This window comes from Pigmentiphaga sp. NML080357 (assembly GCF_002188465.1).
Lineage (GTDB): Bacteria > Pseudomonadota > Gammaproteobacteria > Burkholderiales > Burkholderiaceae_B > Pigmentiphaga.
The window spans coordinates 86,912-107,955 of the sequence record NZ_NINW01000020.1; the positions used below are offsets into that span (position 1 = coordinate 86,912).

The 21,044-nt window shown below is 66.9% G+C and carries 22 protein-coding genes and 2 pseudogenes; 1 reads left to right on the top strand and 23 read right to left on the bottom strand.

Features of this window, described 5'->3' with window-relative positions:
- Nucleotides 1–77: 77 nt before the first annotated feature.
- The 5 genes and pseudogenes from CDO44_RS05400 to merT form a co-directional block, all read right to left on the bottom strand.
- Nucleotides 78–380: pseudogene (locus CDO44_RS05400) on the bottom strand (DUF3085 domain-containing protein); the annotation flags it as partial.
- A gap of 27 nt (nt 381–407) precedes the next feature.
- Nucleotides 408–1,414, bottom strand: a pseudogene (locus tag CDO44_RS05405) (Tn3 family transposase); the annotation flags it as partial.
- Nucleotides 1,415–1,423: 9 nt separating this feature from the next.
- Nucleotides 1,424–3,112 carry a mercury(II) reductase gene (gene merA / locus CDO44_RS05410; RefSeq protein ID WP_003098932.1) on the bottom strand — a complete coding sequence of 563 codons (1,689 nt, stop codon included), beginning with the start codon at nt 3,110–3,112 and terminating at the stop codon, nt 1,424–1,426.
- Between the two features lie 10 nt (nt 3,113–3,122).
- On the bottom strand, nt 3,123–3,410 hold the full coding sequence (gene merP / locus CDO44_RS05415; protein WP_003116826.1) for a mercury resistance system periplasmic binding protein MerP: 288 nt from the start codon (nt 3,408–3,410) through the stop codon (nt 3,123–3,125).
- A gap of 12 nt (nt 3,411–3,422) precedes the next feature.
- Nucleotides 3,423–3,773, bottom strand: a complete 351-nt coding sequence (gene merT / locus CDO44_RS05420) for a mercuric ion transporter MerT (RefSeq protein ID WP_003116827.1) — start codon at nt 3,771–3,773, stop codon at nt 3,423–3,425.
- Between the two features lie 71 nt (nt 3,774–3,844).
- Here merT and merR point away from each other — a divergent pair, with 71 nt between their 5' ends.
- Nucleotides 3,845–4,252 carry an Hg(II)-responsive transcriptional regulator gene (gene merR, locus CDO44_RS05425; protein ID WP_003098939.1) on the top strand — a complete coding sequence of 136 codons (408 nt, stop codon included), beginning with the start codon at nt 3,845–3,847 and terminating at the stop codon, nt 4,250–4,252.
- Between the two features lie 261 nt (nt 4,253–4,513).
- Here the strand turns inward: merR and CDO44_RS05435 are convergent, their stop codons facing one another.
- From CDO44_RS05435 to CDO44_RS05520, 18 genes are all read right to left on the bottom strand, one after another.
- Nucleotides 4,514–5,338, bottom strand: a complete 825-nt coding sequence (locus CDO44_RS05435) for a hypothetical protein (protein WP_003098941.1) — start codon at nt 5,336–5,338, stop codon at nt 4,514–4,516.
- 288 nt (nt 5,339–5,626) lie between these two features.
- Nucleotides 5,627–5,905 (bottom strand): hypothetical protein, encoded by a 279-nt coding sequence (locus CDO44_RS05440; protein WP_003116828.1) that lies wholly within the window; start codon nt 5,903–5,905, stop codon nt 5,627–5,629.
- Nucleotides 5,906–6,002: 97 nt separating this feature from the next.
- Nucleotides 6,003–6,740, bottom strand: a complete 738-nt coding sequence (locus tag CDO44_RS05445; RefSeq protein ID WP_003116829.1) for a hypothetical protein — start codon at nt 6,738–6,740, stop codon at nt 6,003–6,005.
- A gap of 83 nt (nt 6,741–6,823) precedes the next feature.
- Complete coding sequence (locus tag CDO44_RS05450) at nt 6,824–7,510, bottom strand: hypothetical protein (protein ID WP_003116830.1); 687 nt, start codon at nt 7,508–7,510, stop codon at nt 6,824–6,826.
- 182 nt (nt 7,511–7,692) lie between these two features.
- Entirely contained in the window at nt 7,693–8,085 is a 393-nt protein-coding gene (locus CDO44_RS05455; RefSeq protein WP_003050375.1) for a hypothetical protein, read from the bottom strand.
- Nucleotides 8,086–8,106: 21 nt separating this feature from the next.
- Complete coding sequence (locus tag CDO44_RS05460; RefSeq protein WP_003120032.1) at nt 8,107–8,328, bottom strand: hypothetical protein; 222 nt, start codon at nt 8,326–8,328, stop codon at nt 8,107–8,109.
- Between the two features lie 333 nt (nt 8,329–8,661).
- A complete protein-coding gene (locus tag CDO44_RS05465) occupies nt 8,662–9,219 on the bottom strand; it encodes a hypothetical protein (RefSeq protein WP_041652386.1) in 558 nt (185 codons plus the stop codon).
- 243 nt (nt 9,220–9,462) lie between these two features.
- Nucleotides 9,463–11,073 (bottom strand): DNA cytosine methyltransferase, encoded by a 1,611-nt coding sequence (locus CDO44_RS05470; RefSeq protein WP_087779346.1) that lies wholly within the window; start codon nt 11,071–11,073, stop codon nt 9,463–9,465.
- Between the two features lie 531 nt (nt 11,074–11,604).
- Nucleotides 11,605–13,626, bottom strand: coding sequence for a DNA topoisomerase III (locus tag CDO44_RS05475; RefSeq protein WP_087779347.1), 2,022 nt, complete (start codon nt 13,624–13,626; stop codon nt 11,605–11,607).
- Between the two features lie 276 nt (nt 13,627–13,902).
- A complete protein-coding gene (locus CDO44_RS05480; protein ID WP_013391788.1) occupies nt 13,903–14,355 on the bottom strand; it encodes a single-stranded DNA-binding protein in 453 nt (150 codons plus the stop codon).
- A 73-nt stretch (nt 14,356–14,428) separates the two neighbouring features.
- Complete coding sequence (locus CDO44_RS05485) at nt 14,429–14,956, bottom strand: DUF3158 family protein (RefSeq protein ID WP_023087321.1); 528 nt, start codon at nt 14,954–14,956, stop codon at nt 14,429–14,431.
- Complete coding sequence (locus CDO44_RS05490; protein ID WP_023087322.1) at nt 14,953–15,747, bottom strand: PFL_4669 family integrating conjugative element protein; 795 nt, start codon at nt 15,745–15,747, stop codon at nt 14,953–14,955. Before CDO44_RS05490 ends, CDO44_RS05485 begins: the two co-directional genes overlap by 4 nt.
- 429 nt (nt 15,748–16,176) lie before the next feature.
- Nucleotides 16,177–17,409 (bottom strand): STY4528 family pathogenicity island replication protein, encoded by a 1,233-nt coding sequence (locus CDO44_RS05495; protein WP_042178611.1) that lies wholly within the window; start codon nt 17,407–17,409, stop codon nt 16,177–16,179.
- 3 nt (nt 17,410–17,412) lie between these two features.
- Complete coding sequence (locus CDO44_RS05500; protein WP_003090097.1) at nt 17,413–17,973, bottom strand: DUF2857 domain-containing protein; 561 nt, start codon at nt 17,971–17,973, stop codon at nt 17,413–17,415.
- A gap of 14 nt (nt 17,974–17,987) precedes the next feature.
- Nucleotides 17,988–19,667: a ParB family protein gene (locus CDO44_RS05505; RefSeq protein WP_042178612.1), complete on the bottom strand. Its 1,680-nt coding sequence runs from the start codon at nt 19,665–19,667 to the stop codon at nt 17,988–17,990.
- On the bottom strand, nt 19,660–19,929 hold the full coding sequence (locus CDO44_RS05510; RefSeq protein WP_003050422.1) for a hypothetical protein: 270 nt from the start codon (nt 19,927–19,929) through the stop codon (nt 19,660–19,662). The genes CDO44_RS05505 and CDO44_RS05510 overlap by 8 nt, the downstream gene beginning before the upstream one ends.
- Nucleotides 19,913–20,788, bottom strand: a complete 876-nt coding sequence (locus tag CDO44_RS05515; protein ID WP_003090095.1) for a ParA family protein — start codon at nt 20,786–20,788, stop codon at nt 19,913–19,915. The genes CDO44_RS05510 and CDO44_RS05515 overlap by 17 nt, the downstream gene beginning before the upstream one ends.
- Nucleotides 20,789–20,830: 42 nt before the next feature.
- Nucleotides 20,831–21,043, bottom strand: a complete 213-nt coding sequence (locus CDO44_RS05520) for an AlpA family transcriptional regulator (RefSeq protein WP_003090093.1) — start codon at nt 21,041–21,043, stop codon at nt 20,831–20,833.
- Nucleotide 21,044 lies beyond the last annotated feature (1 nt).

A 21,044-nucleotide genomic window follows, 5' to 3' on the forward strand; every position in this document is an offset into this window, starting at 1 on the left:
AACGCGCACGCGCGGCGATGGCGGCGGTGCGAACAAAAGAAGGCCCCCGATGCGGGGGCTGCGAGGCGGTTGCCGCGTCAGGCGGGAGGCACCACTGCTAAGGACAGGTGCGTGGCGGTGGCGGAAAGCACGAGATCGTCCGCCGAGTGCTGGAGGCGCGTGAACAGGCCGTCCTTCGGGTCGAAATACTCCGCGAAGTCATCGCCGCCCAGCTCGCGGCCGGCGAGGTGCCACCAGTCATCGAACGGGTCGGTGTCCGGGTTGCATCCGACGGCGTAGGCGAGCAGTGCCTGGCGCCCATCCGGGCGACGCTCCCCACGCTCGGCGAGGAAGTACACGCCCTGATCCTTGACCAGGACAATGCGGCACTGATTGGGGACGTCTCAGAAAACGGAAAAAATCGTACGCTAAGCCGGTTGCAGCGGTCGTAGCGGCCTGAACTTGCCCGCGCCGATCTTGGCGCTGCTGCGCCAGAGGTAATCGCCGGTCAGGTTGATGTGCTCCCAGCCCAGCGGCGACAGGTACTGCAACAGGGCGTCATCGACAGTCTGGCCGTGACCGCGTAAGGCGTTTGAGGCCCGTTCCAGATAGACCGTGTTCCACAACACTATGGCCGCCGTCACCAGGTTGAGGCCGCTGGCCCGGTAGCGCTGCTGCTCGAAACTGCGGTCGCGGATTTCGCCCAGCCGGTTGAAGAACACGGCGCGGGCTAGCGCGTTGCGGGCTTCGCCCTTGTTCAGTCCGGCATGCACGCGGCGGCGCAGCTCGACGCTTTGCAGCCAGTCCAGGATGAACAGCGTTCGCTCGATGCGGCCCAGCTCGCGCAGCGCCACGGCCAGGCCGTTCTGGCGCGGGTAGCTGCCGAGTTTCCTGAGCATCAGCGAGGCCGTCACCGTGCCCTGCTTGATCGAGGTGGCCAGCCGCACCTTGGCGTTGATCGCCTTGCCGGACGCCTGGAACTGCTGCTGATGCTTGTGCTTGGCAGCGTTGAACAGCTTGCCCAGGATGCGGTCGTGCAGGTCGATGATTTCGTCGGTGACGGTGGCCATGCCCTCGATGGCGAGCGCACCAGGGTCGCGTAGCGGCGCTGTGCCTCGAACTTGGCCAGATCGGCGGGCGTCATCTGGCCGCCTTCGCGGGCGATCTTGAGCAGGCGGTTCTGGTGCACCGACCGCTCGATGCCGGAAGGCAGGTCGAGCGCCTGCCAGGCTTTGAGGCGCTCGATGTGTTCGAGTATGTGGCGCGAGTTCGGCTTGACGGGCGACTGGCGCAGCCAGGCCAGCCAGGTCGTCTTGCCGTTGTCGTGGCGCTTGAGCAGATCGTCGAGGCGGTGCCGGTGGGTGGCCGACAGGGGATCGGACAAGGCCGCGTAGATGCGGCGGTTGGCGCGGCTGTAGGCGTTCATCGAACACCTCCCTTTTCCTCATCCGGCGCAACAGGACAGTTGCTTCACGTCCTTGTTGAAGGTCTGCGCCGCGAGCTTCAGTCCCTCGACCATGGTCAGGTAGGGGAACAACTGGTCGGCCAGCTCCTGCACGGTCATCCGGTGGCGGATCGCCAGCGCGGCCGTCTGGATCAGTTCGCCCGCTTCCGGCGCGACCGCCTGTACGCCGATCAGCCGCCCTGAGCCAGCTTCCGCCACCAGCTTGATGAAGCCGCGCGTGTCGAAGTTGGCGAGCGCCCTCGGCACGTTGTCGAGCGTCAGCAGCCGGCTGTCGGTCTCGATGCCGTCGTGGTGCGCTTCCGCCTCGCTGTAGCCCACGGTCGCCACCTGCGGATCGGTGAACACCACCGCCGGCATCGCCGTCAGGTCCAGCGCCGCGTCGCCGCCGGTCATGTTGATCGCGGCGCGCGTGCCGGCCGCCGCCGCCACATAGACGAACTGCGGCTGGTCGGTGCAGTCGCCGGCAGCAAAGATGTGCGGTGCGCTCGTGCGCATGGCGCGGTCGATGACGATGGCTCCCTGCGCATTGACTTCGACGCCTGCCGCTTCAAGGTTCAGGCTGCGCGTGTTCGGCGCGCGACCGGTGGCGACCAGCAGCTTGTCGGCGCGCACTTCCCCCTGCCCGGTGGTGAGCACGAATTCCCCGCCCGCATAGGCAACGTGGCTCGCCTGGGTGTGGTCCAGCACCTCGATGCCCTCGGCGCGGAAGGCGTCTGTTACGGCTTCCCCGATGGCCGGGTCTTCTCGGAAGAACAGCGTGCTGCGCGCCAGGATCGTGACCTGGCTGCCCAGCCGGGCGAAGGCTTGCGCCAACTCGACCGCCACCACGGAGGAACCAATCACGGCCAGCCGCTCGGGGAGCGAGCTGCTTTCCAGCGCCTCGGTGGAGGTCCAGTGGGGTGTGTCCGCAAGGCCCGGGATTGGCGGAAGCGCCGGGCTCGCGCCGGTGGCAATCAGGCAGCGGTCGAAGTTCACCTCGTGCGTGCCGCCGTCAGCGGTCGCCACGGTCAGCGTGCGCGTGTCCCTGAACCGGGCCTCGCCGCGCAGCACGGTGATGGCCGGAGTGCTTGCCAGGATGCCTTCGTACTTGGCATGGCGCAGCTCCTCGACGCGGCCTTGTTGCTGGGCCAGCAGCCGCTCGCGCAGTACAGCGGGCGCTGCGGCCGGCAGGCCAGCATCGAACGGGCTTTCGCGGCGCAGGTGGACGATGTGCGCGGCGCGGATCATGATCTTGGACGGCACGCAGCCGACATTGACGCAGGTGCCGCCGATGGTGCCGCGCTCGATCAGCGTGACGCGGGCGCCTTGCTCCACGGCCTTCAAGGCAGCCGCCATCGCCGCGCCGCCGCTGCCTATCACAGCCACGTGCAGCGCTTGTTCACCGCCAACATGCTTCGTTTCGCCACCGAGCCAGCCCAGCGCCTTGTCTAGCAGGCCGGCAGGCTTGTTCGGCGTGTCGGTAAGCCGTGCGCGATAGCCGAGCGTGGCCACTGCGGCAACCAGCGGGGCCACGCTCACGCCTGCATCCGCCTCGATTTCGGCCTGCCGCTGCGGATAGGACACCGAGGCCGCGCGCACGCCGGGCACGTTCGTCAAAGCCTGCTGGACGTGCTCGGCGCACGACGTGCAGGTCATGCCTTCGATGTGGAGGGTGATCGCCTCGGCCATGATTACGCCCTCACTGCTTGACGCTGGACGGGTAACCCGCGTTTGCGGTGGCCTTGGTCAAGGCGTCGGCATTGGTCTTGGCCTCGTCGAAGGTGACGACGGCCTCCCGCTTCTCGAAGCTGACTTCGGCCTTCTCGACGCCGGCGACCTTGGACAGAGCCGTCTTGACCGTGATCGGGCACGCGGCGCAGGTCATGCCGGGCACCGACAGGGTGACGGTCTTGGTGGCAGCCCAGGCGGGCGCGCTTAGAGCGGCGGCCAGGGCGATGAGGGTGGTGAGGGTGGTGAGTTTCTTCATGGTGATCTCCTTTCAGTAGAACAGCGGCAGGACGTAGGGAAACGCGAGGGCAACCAGAACCAGGGCGGCCACGATCCAGAAGATCACCTTGTAGGCAGTCCGCACTTGGGGCACGGCGCAAACGTCGCCGGGCTTGCAGGCATGGGCTGGTCGGAAGATGCTGCGCCAGGCGAAGAACAGCGCGATGAGCGCTGCGCCGATGAAGATCGGCCGATACGGCTCCAGCACGGTCAGGTTGCCGATCCACGCGCCAGAGAAGCCGAGCGCGACCAGGACAAGGGGGCCGAGGCAGCAGGCCGAGGCGAGGACGGCCGCGACGCCGCCGGTCGCCAGTGCGCCGCAGCCGTTCTTGGGTTCCGACATAAGGTTCTCCTTCCGGGACTTCGCTTGATGCTGTAACGTTACTTCCGTAGTCAACTACGGAGTCAAGCGCCATGGAGAACGCTCAAGAGAATCTGACCATCGGGGCCTTCGCCAAGGCAGCCCGGGTCAACGTGGAGACGATCCGCTTCTATCAGCTCAAGGGCTTGCTACCCCAGCCGGAGCGGCCCTACGGTCGCATCCGCCGCTACGGGCAGGCGGACGTGGCGCGGGTGAAGTTCGTGAAGTCAGCCCAGCGCCTGGGATTCAGCCTGGATGAAGTCGGCCAGCTCCTGAAACTGGAGGACGGCACCCATTGCAGCGAGGCGGCCGAACTGGCTGCTCACCGGCTGGCCGATGTGCGCGCACGCATGGCGGACCTCACGCGGATGGAAGAGGCCCTGTCGACGCTAGTGAGAGAGTGCAACGCGCACCATGGCAATGTTTCCTGCCCGTTGATCGCAGCTTTGCATTGCTGCTAAAGGGCCCACTTCGGCTCTTAGCGTACGATTTTTTTCCGTTTTCTGAGACGACCCCTGATTGGCGATGGCTTCGGTCAGCACGGGGCGCAGGTCAGCGCCTTTGAATCGCAGTGACATGGATGAAATCTCCTGTGTGGAAGAATGAGAAAGGCCTCCATCCGATGGGATGAAGGGCCTGTAGTGCACGCGGCCGGAACGGCTGGAACGCCGTGGCGGATGCCTCGGGTCAGCCGCAGGACCGCCCGGTTTCGCTGCGGGGCGTCATGCCGGGACGGCCTGGCGCTTGCGGGCCGCTTTCGCGTCGAGGATGCTCACGTCGATCTGGCGCCAGCGCCCGTCGTCGATGAGCCTCTCCAGCACTTCGCCGAGCATGTCGAAATACACCTCGTCGTGCCGATCGACCAGTTCGACCGATTCACCGTTCTGACGGTGCAGTTCCACCACGTAGGTGTCTCCGCCGCGGTCGTAGAGGATCGTCACCCGGCCCTCGAACTTCGCGGTCGAGACCGTGAAGCTGATCGCCGGCGGGGTCTCGATGATCTTGGAGGGCGTGGGATCGACCCAGGTGAAGTCGCGGGCACCGGCATCCACCAGCATGTGGGTGATGCGCCGGAAGCGATCGGGGGCCGGCATCTCCTCCAACTGCTCGATGAGCTGGCCCAACTCCATGCACTGCGGCGTGGGAATGGGCAGCTTGGCCGGCGCCGAGCCGAGGATGTGCCTCGTGATGGTGTACGGCGTGCCGTCCGAAGTCTCCTCGGTGATGACCTCCGGCGTGTCCGCGCGCAGTCCGTCGAAGCGACGACGGGCATAGGGTTGGACATGCACCTTGGCGCCTTCGGCAGGAACCGTGGTCACCAGGCTGGGATCGAGCACCGCGAACTCGGAAGGCTTGAGCTTGACGACGATGGCATCGTCGGTCGCGGCGACCACCTTGCCGTCGAAGGGTTGGGGGTCGATGGCGAAGCCCAGCGTTGAGGACAGCGGCTGATCATCGAACACGCGGTACTTGAACGACCGCACGTTGCGGGGCACATGGCCTGCGACCAGCGAAGGCATCATGGATTTGATGAGGGAACGATCCATGGGGAAACTCCTTGAGGAAAAACAAGGGATTCCCCGCCCGCAAGGGAGAGGTCCCTTGTGGGTGGCGTGGATGGACGCGGTAGGTCCGTAGGAAGAAACGACCAGCACGGTTTCCCGCGCTTGCAGCCTCGAAGGTCTCGACTGCCTGGGCATGTGCCGGCAACGCCGACGAACATGGGGCAAGCATGGCCCTGGGGCGGTCTGCCTGCCCGCAGGAAACGGCACCGCACCACAACCGTTTTCCTGTGCTGCGGGCAAGAAAAAGCCCCTCGAAAGGGGCTGGAGGAATCAGGCTTGGTACACGAAGTAGTGCTCGCGCTGACGCGGAAAGAACACGTGTTTCCACGTGTCGCCGCTTGTGTTGCCACCGTCGAAGACGACCATTTCGTAGTCGTCCACGTCGGTGTCCACCAGGTCGGCGCTGGCGATATGGCGCATGTGCAGCGTGCCGCTCATGCGCTCGAATACCAGGATCTGGCCGATGGCATCTTCCTGGCTCATGGCGTTGACGCAGGCTCCGAGTTGGTGCTCGAAGTCGGATGCGGGTGTGATGAGGTCGGGGAACATGGGATCGCTCCTGTGAAAGTGCGCCGGCCCGGCTCTCTGGCGGGAGACCGGGCCGGCATGCGGTGAGGACAAGGAAGGCCGGGGATGTGTGTGGCAGCTATTCGCCGGCCAGCGATAGGCCCGGCAACACGGGTGCGTCGGCATCGAGGATGAGGATGCGCACGTCGGCCTGGCCGGCCAGTTCAAGGATCTGTGCCAGCTCGTCCGGCATGCCCTTGCTGCGGTGCTCCTGCCGAAGCTGCTCGGCGGCGATCCCCTCGACGTCCTGCAGGTGCTGGTCCGTCCAGGGCGTGGAGATCAGCTTGACGCCGATCGCCGGGCTGTAGGGAATCCGGAACGCGATGAACAAAAAGGCCTCCGGCGTCGCGAGGTCAGCCAGGTTGGCCAGGTACTGGCCGGTTTCGCGGCTGATGTGCGCGCTGCTGATTTCCCAGCACCGGCTGTAGTAGCCGGTCTCGAAGCTCAACCGCTGCACGACTTCCCGTGCGGCCTCGGCCGAATAGGTGTCGCCAATGTGGACGGGGCGGCCGTCGAAGTCGTCGCCGTGGATCGCGTACACCACGGCACCCACCATGCCTTCGCCGCTGCCCCCTTCAGCCGCGTCGCATTCGGCGATCAGTGCGGCGCCGACAGGTTCGGTGCCAGTCCTGACCACCGCGAAGTCGCTGGTGATGATGCAAGGAGAAGAAACCAGCGCCGCGTCGCAGAGGTGCTGCTGGCTCGGGTGGATGTTTCGCCAAACATGCGGGCTTCCGTCCTCGTAGCTGATGGACAGCGTGCGGACGATTTTCAGATTCCAGTAGCCGCGTAGAAAGGGATTGGGATTCTGGGACATGGGATTTCTCCAACAGAATAATGATGGAGCAAATCCCCGCCACCGGGAATTGACCCCGGTGGGTGGAAAGAAAGGAAACAGCGTCAGGTGACGCTGATCGTTGGCGTTTGGGCCAATCGCTCGGCGACGCGCCGGCGCAAATTCATGCGGAATGGCTCGTCGCTGACGCCCGCCAGCAGATTGATGGTCTCCAGCGCGATCAGGGCCGAAGCCTCTTCTATGTCGGCGGCCACAATGGTCTTGCGCAATTGGTCGCCGAGCTGGAGGGCCTGGGAGGAGGAGCTGATGAAGCGGACCTCGCGGCTCAGGTAGCAGCCGTTGCCGCCGAACTCGAACAGCCGCGGCTTGCTGCAGTACCAGCAGCCCTCGAACTGGATGGCGGTCAGGTGGTGCCCGTCATCGAACCGGGTGGCGATCAGAAACAATGCGTCGAGATCGGCGGTGTCCTCGAACGAATGACGGTCGATCAAGTTCCCCAGCTCTTCGTCCTCATCGGCACGGAAGTGCACGGCGAGCAGTTCGAGCAGCGGCGGGATCGACAGCCCTTCGTCGTCCGGCATCGGAATACCGAGTTGCGTGGCCAGGTCTTCCAGGCCATCGAGCACGTCCGGCCATTGCGGATTGGTGGTCTCGGCGATCTGGGCGATGTAGGCCTGCCCGTTGCCGGGGTGGCTCTCGTCCAGCGCGAAGGCGCCGAACAGCGCCTGGATGACGGGCGTCACACGGTCGAGCACGAGAACGCCGGTGGCTTCGTAGTAGTTGTTGGCCATGAAGGCTCCTTTCGATGAATGAACGGAGCCAGCCCTTGCGGACGATGGCATCCGCAGGGGAAACCGCCTGATGCCGGATGGCGCTGGGCGGGGAGAAAACGCGAGGGACATGGCCTCGAACGAGGCGCATGTCCCTCATGGGGTCCCGTGAACGCAGTGATGAAGGTGTGCCAGGGACCGGCTCACCAACCGCTGTAGTTCAGCAGCAGGTCGGCGATCACCTGGCGACGTGGCAGATCGAGGCCGTCGAAGTCCGACAACCCGTTGAAGTGGCAGCGCTTGAGCATGGCACCGCCCTCGCGCGCGTTGTAGAAGCTGACCATCGCGGACAGGAACATGCGTTCCCCGCTGCTCAGGACGCCGAGGGCGTCGTTGAGCCGCAGCATGTCGGGACGCAGATCCCACTTGCTCTTGGCCTGGTTCAGACCTTCACGGGTGCCATCGCCAAACCATTGCGGGCCGGCGATTTCGACACCACGCTTCCAGGCCTCAAAAAAGGCTTGGGGCGCAGCGCTGAAATGCCGTTCTTCCCGAACGATCTGATCGACGACTTCCTGCGGCAGTAGCTGGTTCATGACGTGATTCCTCCAGTTGGATCAGGGAATGGCGAGCTGGGACCAGCCGCCTCTTTCGAGGGCACGTTGAGCCGCAGCATGGCTGCGGAAGTACTCACGAGATTCCCGCGAAACGGGACCTTCGGTATCGCGCGTGCCGATGTAGTGGCCGGCGGCGCTGTGCAGGACTTCGAGCGGCAGGAACTTGCCGCAGTAGGTCAAGGCCAATTGACCGAATCGGCCGAAAGAGGCTTGCTGGGACATGGATGGGCTCCTTGGAAAAGCGGGGCCCTGTCCCTCACGGGATGGCAGCTCCCGCACGCGGTTGAAAAAAAAGCATCAGCGTCTTGGGAACGCGCGTCCGCGCAATGGATGCGATGCGGACTGGTGGGTTGCGCGGAGAGAACCCCGCGGCAGCCTGAAACCCTGGCTGCTGGCATGTGCTGACGAATCAGCGGACATGCGGACAGCTTCGTGAGGGTGCCGCGCCACGTCAGTTGGAAATCGGCATCTGGTCCAGCCCCGATTGATGTGCGCAGGACAAAGAAAAGCCCCGCAACGAGTGCGGGGCGGTCATGACGGTGCGGTGAGGCTGGATCAGCGGGGCTTGTCACCCAGGACATGCTGCTTCCAGATGGCGAATGCCTCGTCCGCTGGCAGCTCGGCCAGGATGATGATGGGCTGGTCCTGTCGGCTGCGCAGCTTTGCGAAATACGCCGCGCGGTCGGCAATGGCCTTGAGCTTGATGCCCTTGAGGAACAGCAGCCGGCCGTCCTTGATGAACAGCACCTTGTTGCCGATGTCGCGGTTGAACGCGGTGCGCAGCTTGCGCTCCGCATGCATGGCATCGGCCAACTGGTCCACGAGGAAGTCGAGCGTCATGTCGATGAGAAGCGGCTCGTCGTCCTCGCGTTCGACGTCGAGCGATGCCGGCGGCAGGCTCTTGGCGAATTCCTCGGCCTGGGCCAGCAGCGCGGCCTGGCCTTGCAGCGGGCGCACGAACGTCGAGCCGCCGTGTCCGTCATTGCGGGCTTCGGCGATGGGCCTGCCGTCGAACATGACGGTGGCGGTGAAGCACAGCGTTTCCTCGCTCGCGAAATCCGCGACCTTGAGGTTCTTGAGCGTGATGCGGTCTTGTCGGGTGATGGTGTCCATAGGAAGTCCTGTTATCGACCGGGTTGACGACACGCCCCTGACGGGACGCGGCATACATCCCGTGGGTTGGAGGAAGGTGGCATCGATGCCCGGTGGGCAGCGTTCGCCGGAGAGATGCCGGGGCGAACTGGCGGGTGGCGTGGGAGGAACCCACGGCAGCCTTGACACCCTGGCTGCTGGCTGTTGCCGATGCGTCGGCAATGCAGGAGGGAGGATCACGCGGCCCGCCGGCCGCGTCGTGCATCAATCCGAAGCGCTCGATCCCGTCTTGTGCGGGCACTGCACCAGCCGCTGGCCCAGCCACGCGACACACGGCACGGCCATGGAGTTGCCGATCGCCTTGTAGCGGGGCGCGTCGGCGGCGGGCTTGCCGCGGTACGGCACCAGCGTGTAGTCGTCGGGCATGCCTTGCAGCCGCTCGCACTCCACAGGCATCAGCCGACGTACCCGCCACTGCGACCAGTCGCCCGGGCCGGGGTCGTTCCAGTCGTAGCGGAAATGTGCCTCGAAGTCCGGTGCCAGCACATGGGGCTTGTCGGCACCGCCGCTGCTGGTGCGCAGCGCGGTCGAGACGCCATCGCCCAGTTCAGCGGCCAGGCCTTCGGTGCGACCGCGCAGCGCCACGCCGATCACCATCGGCCGGCCCTGGCCCGGCTTGCCGCCACCCGTGGAGAGCGTCCCGGCAAGCTGGCCGTGGCCGGATTCCAGCCGCAGCTCGCCGCGCGAGTTCTGCGCGAACGCGATGGCCGGCACGACGCCGGCATTCGCGTGGCTGAGGCGATGCCCGCCCGCGCGCAGCGTCGGTGCCCAGGCCATCGTTGCATCGGCTCCGCAGCCCTGGGCGGTGAAGGCGATGATCGGCACACCCTTGCCGGTGCCGTCCTCGCTGCAGCCCTTGCCGCCGTTGGCGGTGCTGAGCGTGTGGCTGATGCTGCCCGCGATGGACTGCGCCACGAAGGTCTCGACCTCGAAGTCGTTCTTCGGGCCAGGTGCCGCGGTCAGGCAGGCCGCGACGTCAATGGGGCCTGCGGTGTTGCCCCCGCCGAATCCGAACGTCACCGTGGCCTTGCCGTAGGGCTGCTTCAGTCCTGCATATCCCGAGTACCCGCCTGCTGCCGCAGCGCCCGATCCAGCAGCGCCGGCAGCGTCTTGCCACGGCACGAAGCCCGGCGAAGAATCCCCGCGCACGCCGTCGCGCTCAAAAAGTACCTCGGCGGGATCGACGCCACCTCCACCACTTGCCACAAGAAACACGCGACGGCGCCGTTGGGCGACGCCGAAATATTGAGCATCGAGCACGCGCCAGGCGATGCGGCGCCGGGGTCCAGACACACAACCTGCGTGCGCCCATTTTTGCCCTGGCGGTTCGAGCGCACGGCTTTCTCCAGCCAGTGCTCCCAGGAAGTGCCCGAAGGCGTTGCTGCGGTCGCTGAGGACGCCGGGGACGTTTTCCCAGACGAGCGTTGCCGCCGGGCGGCGGTCTTGGTGGCGGGTTTGGTCGATGGCATTTGCAAGCTCCACATAGGCAAGGGTCAAGGCACCACGTGGGTCGTTCAGCCCCTGGCGCGCGCCGGCCACGCTGAACGACTGGCACGGCGTGCCGCCGACCAGGATGTCGGGCGCTGGCACGGTGCCGGCGCGGACCTGGCGGGCGATCGCGGTCATGTCGCCCAGGTTAGGCACGCGGGGGTAACGGTGGGCGAGCACGGCGCTCGGGAACGGCTCGATCTCGGCGAACCACGCGGCTTCGAGGTCGAGCGGTTGCCAGGCGAGGCTCACGGCCTCGATGCCGCTGCAGACGCTGCCGTAGAGCAGCGGCGTGTTGCGCGGCGGTGCGCAAAGATTCGGGTGCATGTCGGTCTCCTGTTCGTATGGCGCAGGGCCATCGCCCTGGCCGGGGCGTTGAAAGGCAGGAGAAAGGCGCCGAAGGCCCCAGGGGCCTTCGGCTCGGGAGGAAAGAAGAACCACCCGTGGGCTGATTGGCAGGCCCGGTCGTCGCTAGAACCGTCTGCTCATCAAGCAATCACACCCGGCCCATGTCGTGGCTGGGGCCGGCATCGTCTGGCGCACATCCGCGCACAAAGGGAGCCCGTTTTTGCGCCGGCGGGCACCGGCACCGAATACCGCTGACCACGAAGGGTCTCCGGGTGGCTCGCACAGGCAAGCCATCGGGGGACCCTTCGCAGCGTGCGGAAGAGATGCGGACGGGGAGAACGCGCGGGGTGCGGTTCGCGGAGAAGCTACCTTCAGGTCCCGCGGCCGGGGGCGGCTGAACGGGACGCGCACACGGACAAGAAGGCGTTGCGCGCTGGGCGTCCCGCAGGGCATGCGGAACACGGGCCACGCCGCCGATGGCGGGCACGGCTCACGGGGAACGGGGGTCGGTCAGGAGCCTTTGCGGCCGCTCTTGCGTGGGCGCGAGGCACCACGCTTGGACGTGCCGGTTTCGACCGGCAGCGTGCCTTTGCAGTCGGGATAGCGACTGCACGACCAGAACGGGCCGCTCTTGCCGGTGCGTTGGCGCGTGGGCGCGCCACACTGCGGACAAGCCGGTCCTTGGGGCACCTTGATGGACAGGGACGTGCTGCCGTACTGCGCGATCAACTGCGAAATCCATGCAGCCTGCTTGCCGATGAACACATCCAGGGTGAGTTGTCCGGCCTCGATCATGTCCAGCGCCTGTTCCCAGACGGCGGTGGTGCCGGGGTCGGCAATCGCCGCGGGCACGGCGTCTATCAGCGTGAGCGCCGCATCCGATGCGCGGATGGAGCGTCCCTTCTTCACGATGTAGCCGCGGGCGATCAGCCCGCTGATGATGTTGGCCCGCGTCGCCTCGGTGCCGATGCCCGTCGTGTCCTTGAGCTTCTGCTTCAGGCGCGGGTCGGTCACGAAACGCGCAACGCCCTTCATCGCCTTGACCAGTTCGCCCTGGGTATAGGGCTTGGGCGGCATCGTCTTGAGGGCCTTGATGTCGGCCCCGGCGACCTGACATGCCATCCCGTCGCGCAATGCGGGCAGCACCTGGCTGCGCGGGGCATCGCCGTCCTCGTCGGCGCTGCCTTCACGTTCTGGCTCGGCCAGCACCAGGCGCCAGCCCTTGACGACGACCTGCTTGCCCGTGGCCACCAGCTTCTGCTGGCCGCAGGAGAGGTCCGCCACGGTGCGGTCGAACTCGTGGTGCGGGAGGAACTGGGCCAGGTAATGCGCCCGGATCAGCCGGTACACCGCCTGCTCCTTCTCGCTCATGGCGGAGAGGTTCGCGGGTTCGAGCGTCGGGATGATGCCGTGGTGCGCCGTCACCTTGCTGTCGTTCCAGGCGCGCGAGCGCTGGGTGCGGTCGAGCTGGCCCATGATCGGGGCCAGCGTGGGATCGGTCTTTAGCAGGCTGTCCAGGACCGTGGGCACCTCGGCGAACATGCTTTCGGGGAGGTAGCCCGAATCCGAGCGCGGGTACGTCGTGGCCTTGTGCGTCTCGTACAGGGCCTGGGCAATTTCCAGTGTCTCCTGCACGTCCAGCCCAAGCTGCTTGGAACAGACTTCCTGCAAGGTGCCCAGGTCGAACAGCAGCGGCGGGCCTTCGCGCACGCGCTCGGTTTCGACCGACACCACCTGGGCACTGCCCGCGGCGCGGATCTGCTGCGCGGCCTGCTGTGCGATGGGCTGCTGCAGGCAGCGGCCGGCGTCGTCGGCGCTGGCATCGGGTGCCACCCACTGCGCGGTGAACGTCTGACCGCCTGCGGACAAGGACACGTCGATGGCCCAGTACGGCACGGACACGAAGGCCGCGATCTCTCGGTCACGGTCCACCACGAGTTTGAGCGTCGGGGTCTGTACACGCCCGACCGACAGCACGCCGTCGTAGCCGGCTTGCCGCCCGAGCACGGTGAACAGCCGGCTGAGGTTCATGCCCACAAGCCAGTCGGCGCGCGAGCGCGCCAGCGCCGAGTAATACATCGGCAGTGTCTCGGCCGAGGGCCGCAGCTTGGCGAGCGCGGTGCGGATGGACGCATCGTTGAGCGCCGACAGCCACAGGCGTTCGATGGGACCGCGGTAGCCGCACAGGTCGATGATCTCGCGGGCGATCAGCTCGCCCTCGCGGTCGGCGTCGGTGGCAATGACAAGGTGGGTCGCCTTCGCCAGAAGCGCCTTGACGACCTTGAACTGCGTGGCGGTCTTCGGCTTGACCTCGACCCGCCACTGCTGGGGAATGATGGGCAACTGCTCCAGCGACCAGCGCTTGAGCGCCGCGTCATAGACCTCGGGTGCTGCTGCTTCGACGAGATGGCCGATGCACCAGGTGACCGTGACGCCGGAGCCATTGAGGCAGCCTTCACCGCGCTGGGTGGCGCCGAGAATCCGGCCGATGTCTTTGCCCTGGGAGGGCTTCTCGCACAGAAACAGCCGCATGTCCGTCCATCCGCTTCCCGTTGTTCATGGAGTTGCCGGGATCGAGGATGCCGAGCGCCTGCGGAAGCAGCAGCAAACAAGCCGCATGCGGTGGCGACCGCTTTCACGAGATGGGATGGCTGCGGCGGGGATGGCGTGCAGCCGGTGGTGTGCTGGCCGGGAGCCGCGATGTTCGGGAGCGCGTGGAAGCCGGTGGACGTCGGTGGAGCTATCCCCAGGGGATAGCTCGCGAGGACATGGGGGGCGGCGAAGAGCCGCGGCCGCCCCCATGCTGGGTCACTTCCTGCTCTTGGTCTCCTTCGGCGCAGCCGGTTCCTGGGCGGGCTGGGGCTTGGGCTGCGCGTCCTGCGCGGTCTCCTGCGGTTTGGGGCTGAGGACGACGGACTCGATGCGGAACGGCAGGATGCCGACGCTGCGCGCGTTGATCTGCCAGGTCTCGCGCGGCTGCTCCTCGTTGTCGGTCCAGGGTTCGCGCTCCATGCGGCCGACGACCAGCACGCGCATGCCCTTCTGGTAGAGGTCCTTCCAATGCGCGGCGTCGCGGTGCCAGATTTCCACCGGCGCCCAGAAGCCGCCGCGATCCTCATAGTCGCCGCCCTTGGTGGGAACGGGGTTGTCGAAATAGACGTTCAGCCGCAGCAAGCGCCGCGGTTCGTCGTTGCCGTTGGGGAACTCCCGGTACTCGGGGGGCGAGCCGATGTTGCCTTCGCCGGAAAAATGCGTGCTCATGGTGTGATCTCCGTGGTGGTTGAAATACCCGCGCCTCACTGCCGCCGGGCGCGTGCTGGGGTGCCCGACGCGATCACCGATCGCGCACTGCGGGGGGTATGGACGCGAGCCGGCGCAGGTAGGCGTCTTCCGCCTCGGCGGCCTTGCTGGCGCACTCCTGGGCCTGCCTGCCCAGGGTGTGCAACAGGCTGATCTGCATGTTCAGCGTGATGCGCTGCAGCTCGATCGCGTGCAGGTCGGCCAGCAGGTTGACCGGCGTGCTGGTGCTCGCCATCAGCTCCTGCCACAGGGCCACGCCCATGGCCGAGCGGTCGTGCCTGCGCCAGCGCAGGAACGTCGTTCCCGCGCCAGTGGTCTGCTGGGCCAGTTCCACGGGCAGCAGGTGGAAGGGATGCCCACTGGCCTGTTGCAGCACTTGTCGCTGCGCCAGGCCGATCAACTCGTCGCGCATGGCGAAGCACTGGCTGGCCCAGGCCTCCAAGTCCCCTTTACCTTTAAAAGGCTTTAAAAGGCCTTTTAGAGAGGCCGCGTGCTCCAGGCGCATGAAGGCTCCCTGTTGCAGGCCCCGGAAGTAGCGGGTCGGCTGGTACAGATCGCTCATGCGGATTCGTCCTCGCCGGCAGTGGCTGCGCCTTCGGACGGGTCGGCAGCAGCGGCCGCATCACCATCGGCGCTGGTAGCGGCTGCGGCAGGACTCTCACCGCGCTGTTGTAGACCACGGCGCACGATGGGTGGCGCAAACTTCGAGCGGTGCGTGCCTTCGAGGACGTCCTGCGGCAACTCGCCGAACTTCTCCAGCGCGGCCCGCGCTGCGGCATTCTTCGCCGCGAAGTCGTCGCGCGTGCAGCCCGAGTAGCGGTACTGCTGGGCCAGCGAGAACAGGCTGCGCAGCGCGTGCGCGCCCTCGTTGAGCCAGCGCTCCAAAGTGCTGCGGTCGATCAGCGCGGTGTGGTGGGCGAGGATCAGCTTGCGCGCGATGTCGTCGTAGTCGGCCAGGAGATAGACGGCGGCAAAGCCCAACTGCGCATTGACGAACAGCGGCAGCTTGACGGGCTGCACGTTGAGATTCTCGCCCAGGGTCAACGCGGCGGGCACGCCGGCCAGGGCCTGGTCCACCTGTTCGCGCAGCGTCTGCAGCGTGGTCTTGGTCTGGTCGAGCTTGTCTTCAATGCGCAGCATCCACCAGTCGCTGTACGGGTCGTCCTGCTCCGAGCCGCGCTTCATCTTGTTCATGACGGCGATGTAGCCGTTCAGGCCGACGATGCCAGGTCGCCCCTCAGCGGCGGCGCGGCCATGCCAGATGCGCGAGGCGTGGTGGGTGTGCAGCGTCAGCGACATCGCGCTGCGCAGGGAGCCGAGGTTGAGTTGCAATGGTTCGTTGCTGGTTGCCATGGTGATCGCTCGCTGGTGGACAGGGAGCCGCCAGCATCCGCATGCGGCGGAAGGCAGTCAGTCAACAAACCGAAATGAGCCGGCCCCGGTTCTGTGCGCGCTGGCGGTGCAGCGCGCAACGGTCCCCTGGGGACCGCTCCGCAGATAGGCACTCACGTCGGCGTTCCCGTCCTCGGTTGTTGACGGTATGCGTGCTGCACCGCACGTCGCGCTGCCGTTCGACACGATCCTTCGCCGCGCAGCCGTCCCCAGGGGACCGTTCCGTTGAGCGCCATGGAGGTCTGCTTCATGGCCTTGCCAAGGCGCTTTGCCCAGGTTTCGCGCAGCGGGTCGCGCCGTCGCCCGGCGCTTCACCGCACAGCCGTCCCCTGGGGACCGTTCTGTTGACCGCCATAGACGTCTACTTCACGGCTTTGCCAAGCCCTGCGCTCAGGTCTTGCGCAGCAGGTCGCGCAGGCGCTCGATGTGCTGCCGGGCCACCTCGGGCGGCACGACGTTGCGCGGCGGCTCGGATGGTGGCGCTCGCGCCGCCGATGGTGTTGGCGGTGCCGGGCTGGTCTGCTTGGCCCACGCATTGAACTCGCCGCGCATGGCGCGCTGGATGATGCCGAACAGATATCCGGCGGGGTTGCGGATGCCATGCTTGCCGCACCGTGCGGCCCATTCGTCCAGCACGGCCTGCCGCAGGGCAGCGTCCACCTGCTGCAACGCCATCCTGGCTCCGGCCTGCTGTTCCGCCTTCAGTTCCGCGAAGCGCTTGGGCCATTGCAGGTCGCCCAGCGCACGCGCCTGCGCGGTAGTACGTACTTCATCAATACGACTACTACGTACTGTACGGTCCTGCTTCGGATTCCGAAGAGCGCCGTCTGGCGCGGGTTTCGGCCCTGCTTCGGATTCCGAAGAGGGGCGTTCGCCATTCCGAAGAAGGCTCGCGGGCCCTTCTTCGGAATCGTGGATCGCATCCTCCTGTGGATAACTTTCGGTGGCGGTGATGCCCTGGTCGGCCAGGCGCTCGGCGAGCACTTGCAGCCGCGACGGCAAGGTGCGTCCGGACAACATCGGGTCGTCCGCGATCTCCTGGAGGGTGTTGAGTCCCACCACCTGAACGGCCTTGGCCGAATGCCCCAGCGACTGGCTGACCAGGGCCAGGTAGTCGGCGTCGAGCTGCATCGCCTCGAACGGTGTCAGGGGTTCGTCGTGCAGGACGTAGAGGTTGCCGAGGATGCGGCCGGTCTTGGCGTCGCGCCGTCGTCGCACGAGGCTCAGCCAGCGCGTCAGGCGCAGCAGCGTCAGCGCCCGCGCGACGGTCTCGTGGGAGGCTTGTCCCGCGCAGGGCATGGACGCCAGCCAGGGGCGCAACTGCTCATAGGTCGGGAACGCCGTGACGCCGTCGTCGTTGAGCATCAGCCGGAACACCTGCCAGGCGTTGCGCTCCAGCGGTGTCAGGCGGCGGTCGAGGAACAGCCGCCGCGGCACGCTCTCGTGCCGATTGCCACTGAACAGGAAGGCGTCGCCGGACGCGGCAGGCGTGGGCACTGCCATGGGCGCTGGCGCGCTGGGATTTGGCTTGGGCGTGAGGTCCTTCAGCGCAGCGTCGAACAGGTCGGCGAGTGCGATGGGGCCTTGACGCGGGGCTCGTGGGGCGGTGTCGTCCACGGCCATGGCCTAGCCCAATCCCTGATCGACCCAGTTCCTGATCGCGGCCCAGACCACCGAGAGCGGCAATGACATGCCCTCGGCCAGGTCCATGGCCGCATCGAGAATCGAGGTCTCGTCCTCCAGATCGACGTTCCTGCTGCTGGTCACGGCTTTCCATTGCCGCCACAGTTCGGTGTCCTGGGTCTCGTCCAGGACGGGGTGGCGCCCCTTGCGCTTGGGCAGGCCGAGGATCTCCCGCCGCAGGGCGACTTCCTGATGGGTCAGGCCATAGAAGCGGCTGACCATCTCCGTGCTGGCCCCCAGCCGCAGCATGCGATCGACCGTGGCGATTTCCTTCTCCACGTCCTGTGCCTGGTTGAGCAGGCGCTGCAGCACTTCGCGGTTGACCGTGACCGAGCACCACGAGACGCTGGCGTTGGCCAGCACGCTGATCAGCGCGGGGTGCTTGAGCGCATCCAGCTCGGCCTCGCCGAAGCCCATGGCCTTGCAGCGGCGCAGTTGGCCGTTGCGAAGGTCATACAGCGCCTGGGCAATCACGGCCTGGTTGAGCGGATGCGATGTGGACATGCGGCCTCCCTCGCTCACGTCCCGGGCGCCGTGGTGCCGGCTTCCAGGTCCAGCAGACGCCGGGCGAGGCGCAGCAGCCGAAAGAGCTTGACCAACGCCGTGTCGCTCAAGCGCCTTGCGCCGCTGCCATGGCCTTGGCTCTGGCCGTGCAACAGGGTCGGCAGGTCGGCGGCGAGCTGCGCGCCGTCCAGGCCCGCTTCGGCGACGGGCTGACCCGTCAGGGAAGCGAGCAGCGTCAGCACCGCGCGGCCGAGCGGCGACGGGGCTTGGCCGCGGGCGCGGCACGCAAACCCGATGCCATCGGCGCGATCCTCGATGCACTCGTCCAGGCCTGCCTCCCCGGCGATCTCGCGCGCGAACTGCGCGATGTGGATGCGCAGCCGATCGGGCGTGTCCAGGCCGGCGTCGATGTACCAGACGTCGGAGATCGGATAGAGTCCGCCGGCTTGCACCGGGATGGACTGCAGCACGCTCGCCGAGAAGTCGGGCGGCAGCGCATCGCCCAACTGGTCGGCGACCATGCGCTGGATCGACTGCAGCCGTTCGGTCGTCGGTGCCGGCGAGACGATGTGCTCGCGAAGCAGATCGCTCGGTGCAGCCGCCGGGCTTCCCGTGGCCGCTTCGCCAGCCGCCGTGTCGTCGTGGCGCAAGGTGGGCTCGGACACCGCTGGGCTGGCGGGTGGAGGACCGGCCGCCGCTGCAGGCGTGGCGATGGACGATGCTGCGCCCGGGGGAGTCGGCGTGCTGGCGGTGGGCGAAGGCAACGCCGGCGGCGCCGCAGGTGGCGTCGGGTCGCTGACCAGCGCCCGGTGGCGGCTTTCCGATTCGGTCAGGTCCAGCGCCAACACGTCGTAGCCGACGCCCAGCAGCTCGGACATCTGGCCGATCAGCTCGTCCTGCACGCGCTGCGGCGCGAACTCGTCGCCCTGCGTGTCGAACTGCGCCAGCACCTCCTGAAAGAAGCTGTCAAATTCCAGCGGCAGCGTGCGGTCCTTGGCATAGTGCTCCCAGGTGCGTTTGCAGGCCGTGCGCATGACCGACAGCCGCTCGACCTGGTGGCGCCCCAGGCCGCCATAGAGCACAGTGGGAATGGCGGGCAGCAGGTAGCGCACCGCGTCGGCCATGCGGGTGATGTGTGACCGCTGGACGGGGAAGCCATCGGCCGCCAGGCGACGGGCCAGTTCCGACTGGCTCAGGGCGGCGCTGCTCTCCTGCTCGTAGAACTCTCGTGCCTTCTCGACGCCGAGCGCGCGCTCGATGAATGTGAGGCCGCCGCGCAGTTCGTTCTCCGCAAGATGCCCGGTTAGCGCGACGATTTCACCGCGCTGGGGCCATGGCCGGAACAGGCACGATATGCGGAAGAAGCGTTCTTCCTTGGTCTCCGACCAGAGTTCGCGCAGGATCGCCAGTCGCGTGTTGCCGCCGTTGCGGATGATGTAGTGGTCCTCGCCGGGCCGGCGCGTGATGGCCGGCGCCGCGTCCAGGCCGCGCTCGCGGATGGACGCCTTGATTTCCTCGTAAGCCGGGTTGCGCTTCATGCGCGGGTCATGGTCGTAGGGCCGCAACTGGTCCAGCGTCACGACCATGGGCGTGTCCGCGATCGGGTCGCTCAAGGCCGTAGCCGCTGGGCCGCTGCGCTCGAAGCCGGCCGCGAGCAGCTTGCCGGCCATGTCCTGCGAGGTCATGTCAGCCATGGCCGCACCCCTCGCAGTCCCCACGACCGCCGGCCGGCGCCATGCGGGCCTCTCGCTCGGCGCGGCGGATCTGCGCACGGGCGTTCAATTCGGCCCGGTGGTCACTCGCTGTCGAACTCGTGTAGATCGCCGCGCAGCCGGCCTTGGTGAACTTGAGGTGCCCGCCCGGCGTGCGCTTGACGTGCCAACCCTCACCGACCGCGAACTCGATCAGGGCGCGCAGCCGCTTGTGGCCGCGGGCCAGCTCATGTGCGTTCGCCATGGGGCCTCCCAGGATCAAGAGGTCGCTGCGGGCGGCCGGATACTTGAGCCAGTCGGTCCTGCCATTGCGGGAACAACTCGCTGGCGAGCGCGCGCATCGTGTCGAGCGCGGCAGGGGCGACTCTGCCGGGCGGCTGGCGGTGCTCGACCCGATGCACTGGCAGGCCGCGCGTTGCGGCGCGTGGATACGCTTCTATGGCCGGCACGTCGGTGGCGAGCACGCGGATGCCGGCGCTGTCCTGGAACAGGTCGCGCAGGGCCTGCTGGATCAGCCGTGCGTTGGCGGACACCGGGTGGACGCGGTTGATGAGCAAGTGCAGCGGCGGCGGTTCGATACCCAGGTGCCGGTACGGCGCAATGTCTTCGAGCAACTGCATGGTGCCGCGCCGCAGCTCGCGTGCCGCGAGGATCTCCGGCGTGACGGGCGACAGCGCGAGATCGGAGGCGAGCACCGCCATCTCCAGCAGCACGGAACGCGCGCCCTGGGTGTCGATCAGCACCAGGTCGTAGAGGGGAGCAAGTGCTGGCAGCAGATGCCGCAACCGCAGGCGGCCATCCGGCGCATGCAGCAACAACGTGTTCAGCTCGCCCCGGTGGTCGTTGGACAGCACCAGGTCCAGGCCCGCGATGATCGTGCGGGACACGAGCTGGCCAAGGTCGCGCTCGTTGAAGGCCAACAGCTCATAGATGCCGCCCGGCGCGCGCTGGGTCAGTTCGTAGTAGGAGGACAAGGTGGGCTGCACGTCGAGATCGAGCAGCAGCACGCGCAGGCCCGCGTCCGCGGCGAGCCCGCCCAGGTTGGCGGCCGTCGTGGTCTTGCCGACGCCGCCCTTCGTTGAAATGATGGACACGACCTGCATGGCGCTCTCCGGCTGGGAATGGGAAGTCCGCGGGAGGGCGGGTCAGGTCCGGTGGTTGAGGCGCTCGGCGATCCACTGGTCGATTTCGATCGAATCCCAGCCGACAGCGCGCACGCCCAGGCGCAGCGCCTGAGGGAACTGGCGCTTCTTCATCAGGTTGTAGATGTGGGCGCGTTTGAAGCCGGACTTCGCTTCGACTTCATCGAGCCGCAGGATGCGGCGCTCGTTCGGCGGGAGTACAGGGGTCTGCGACATG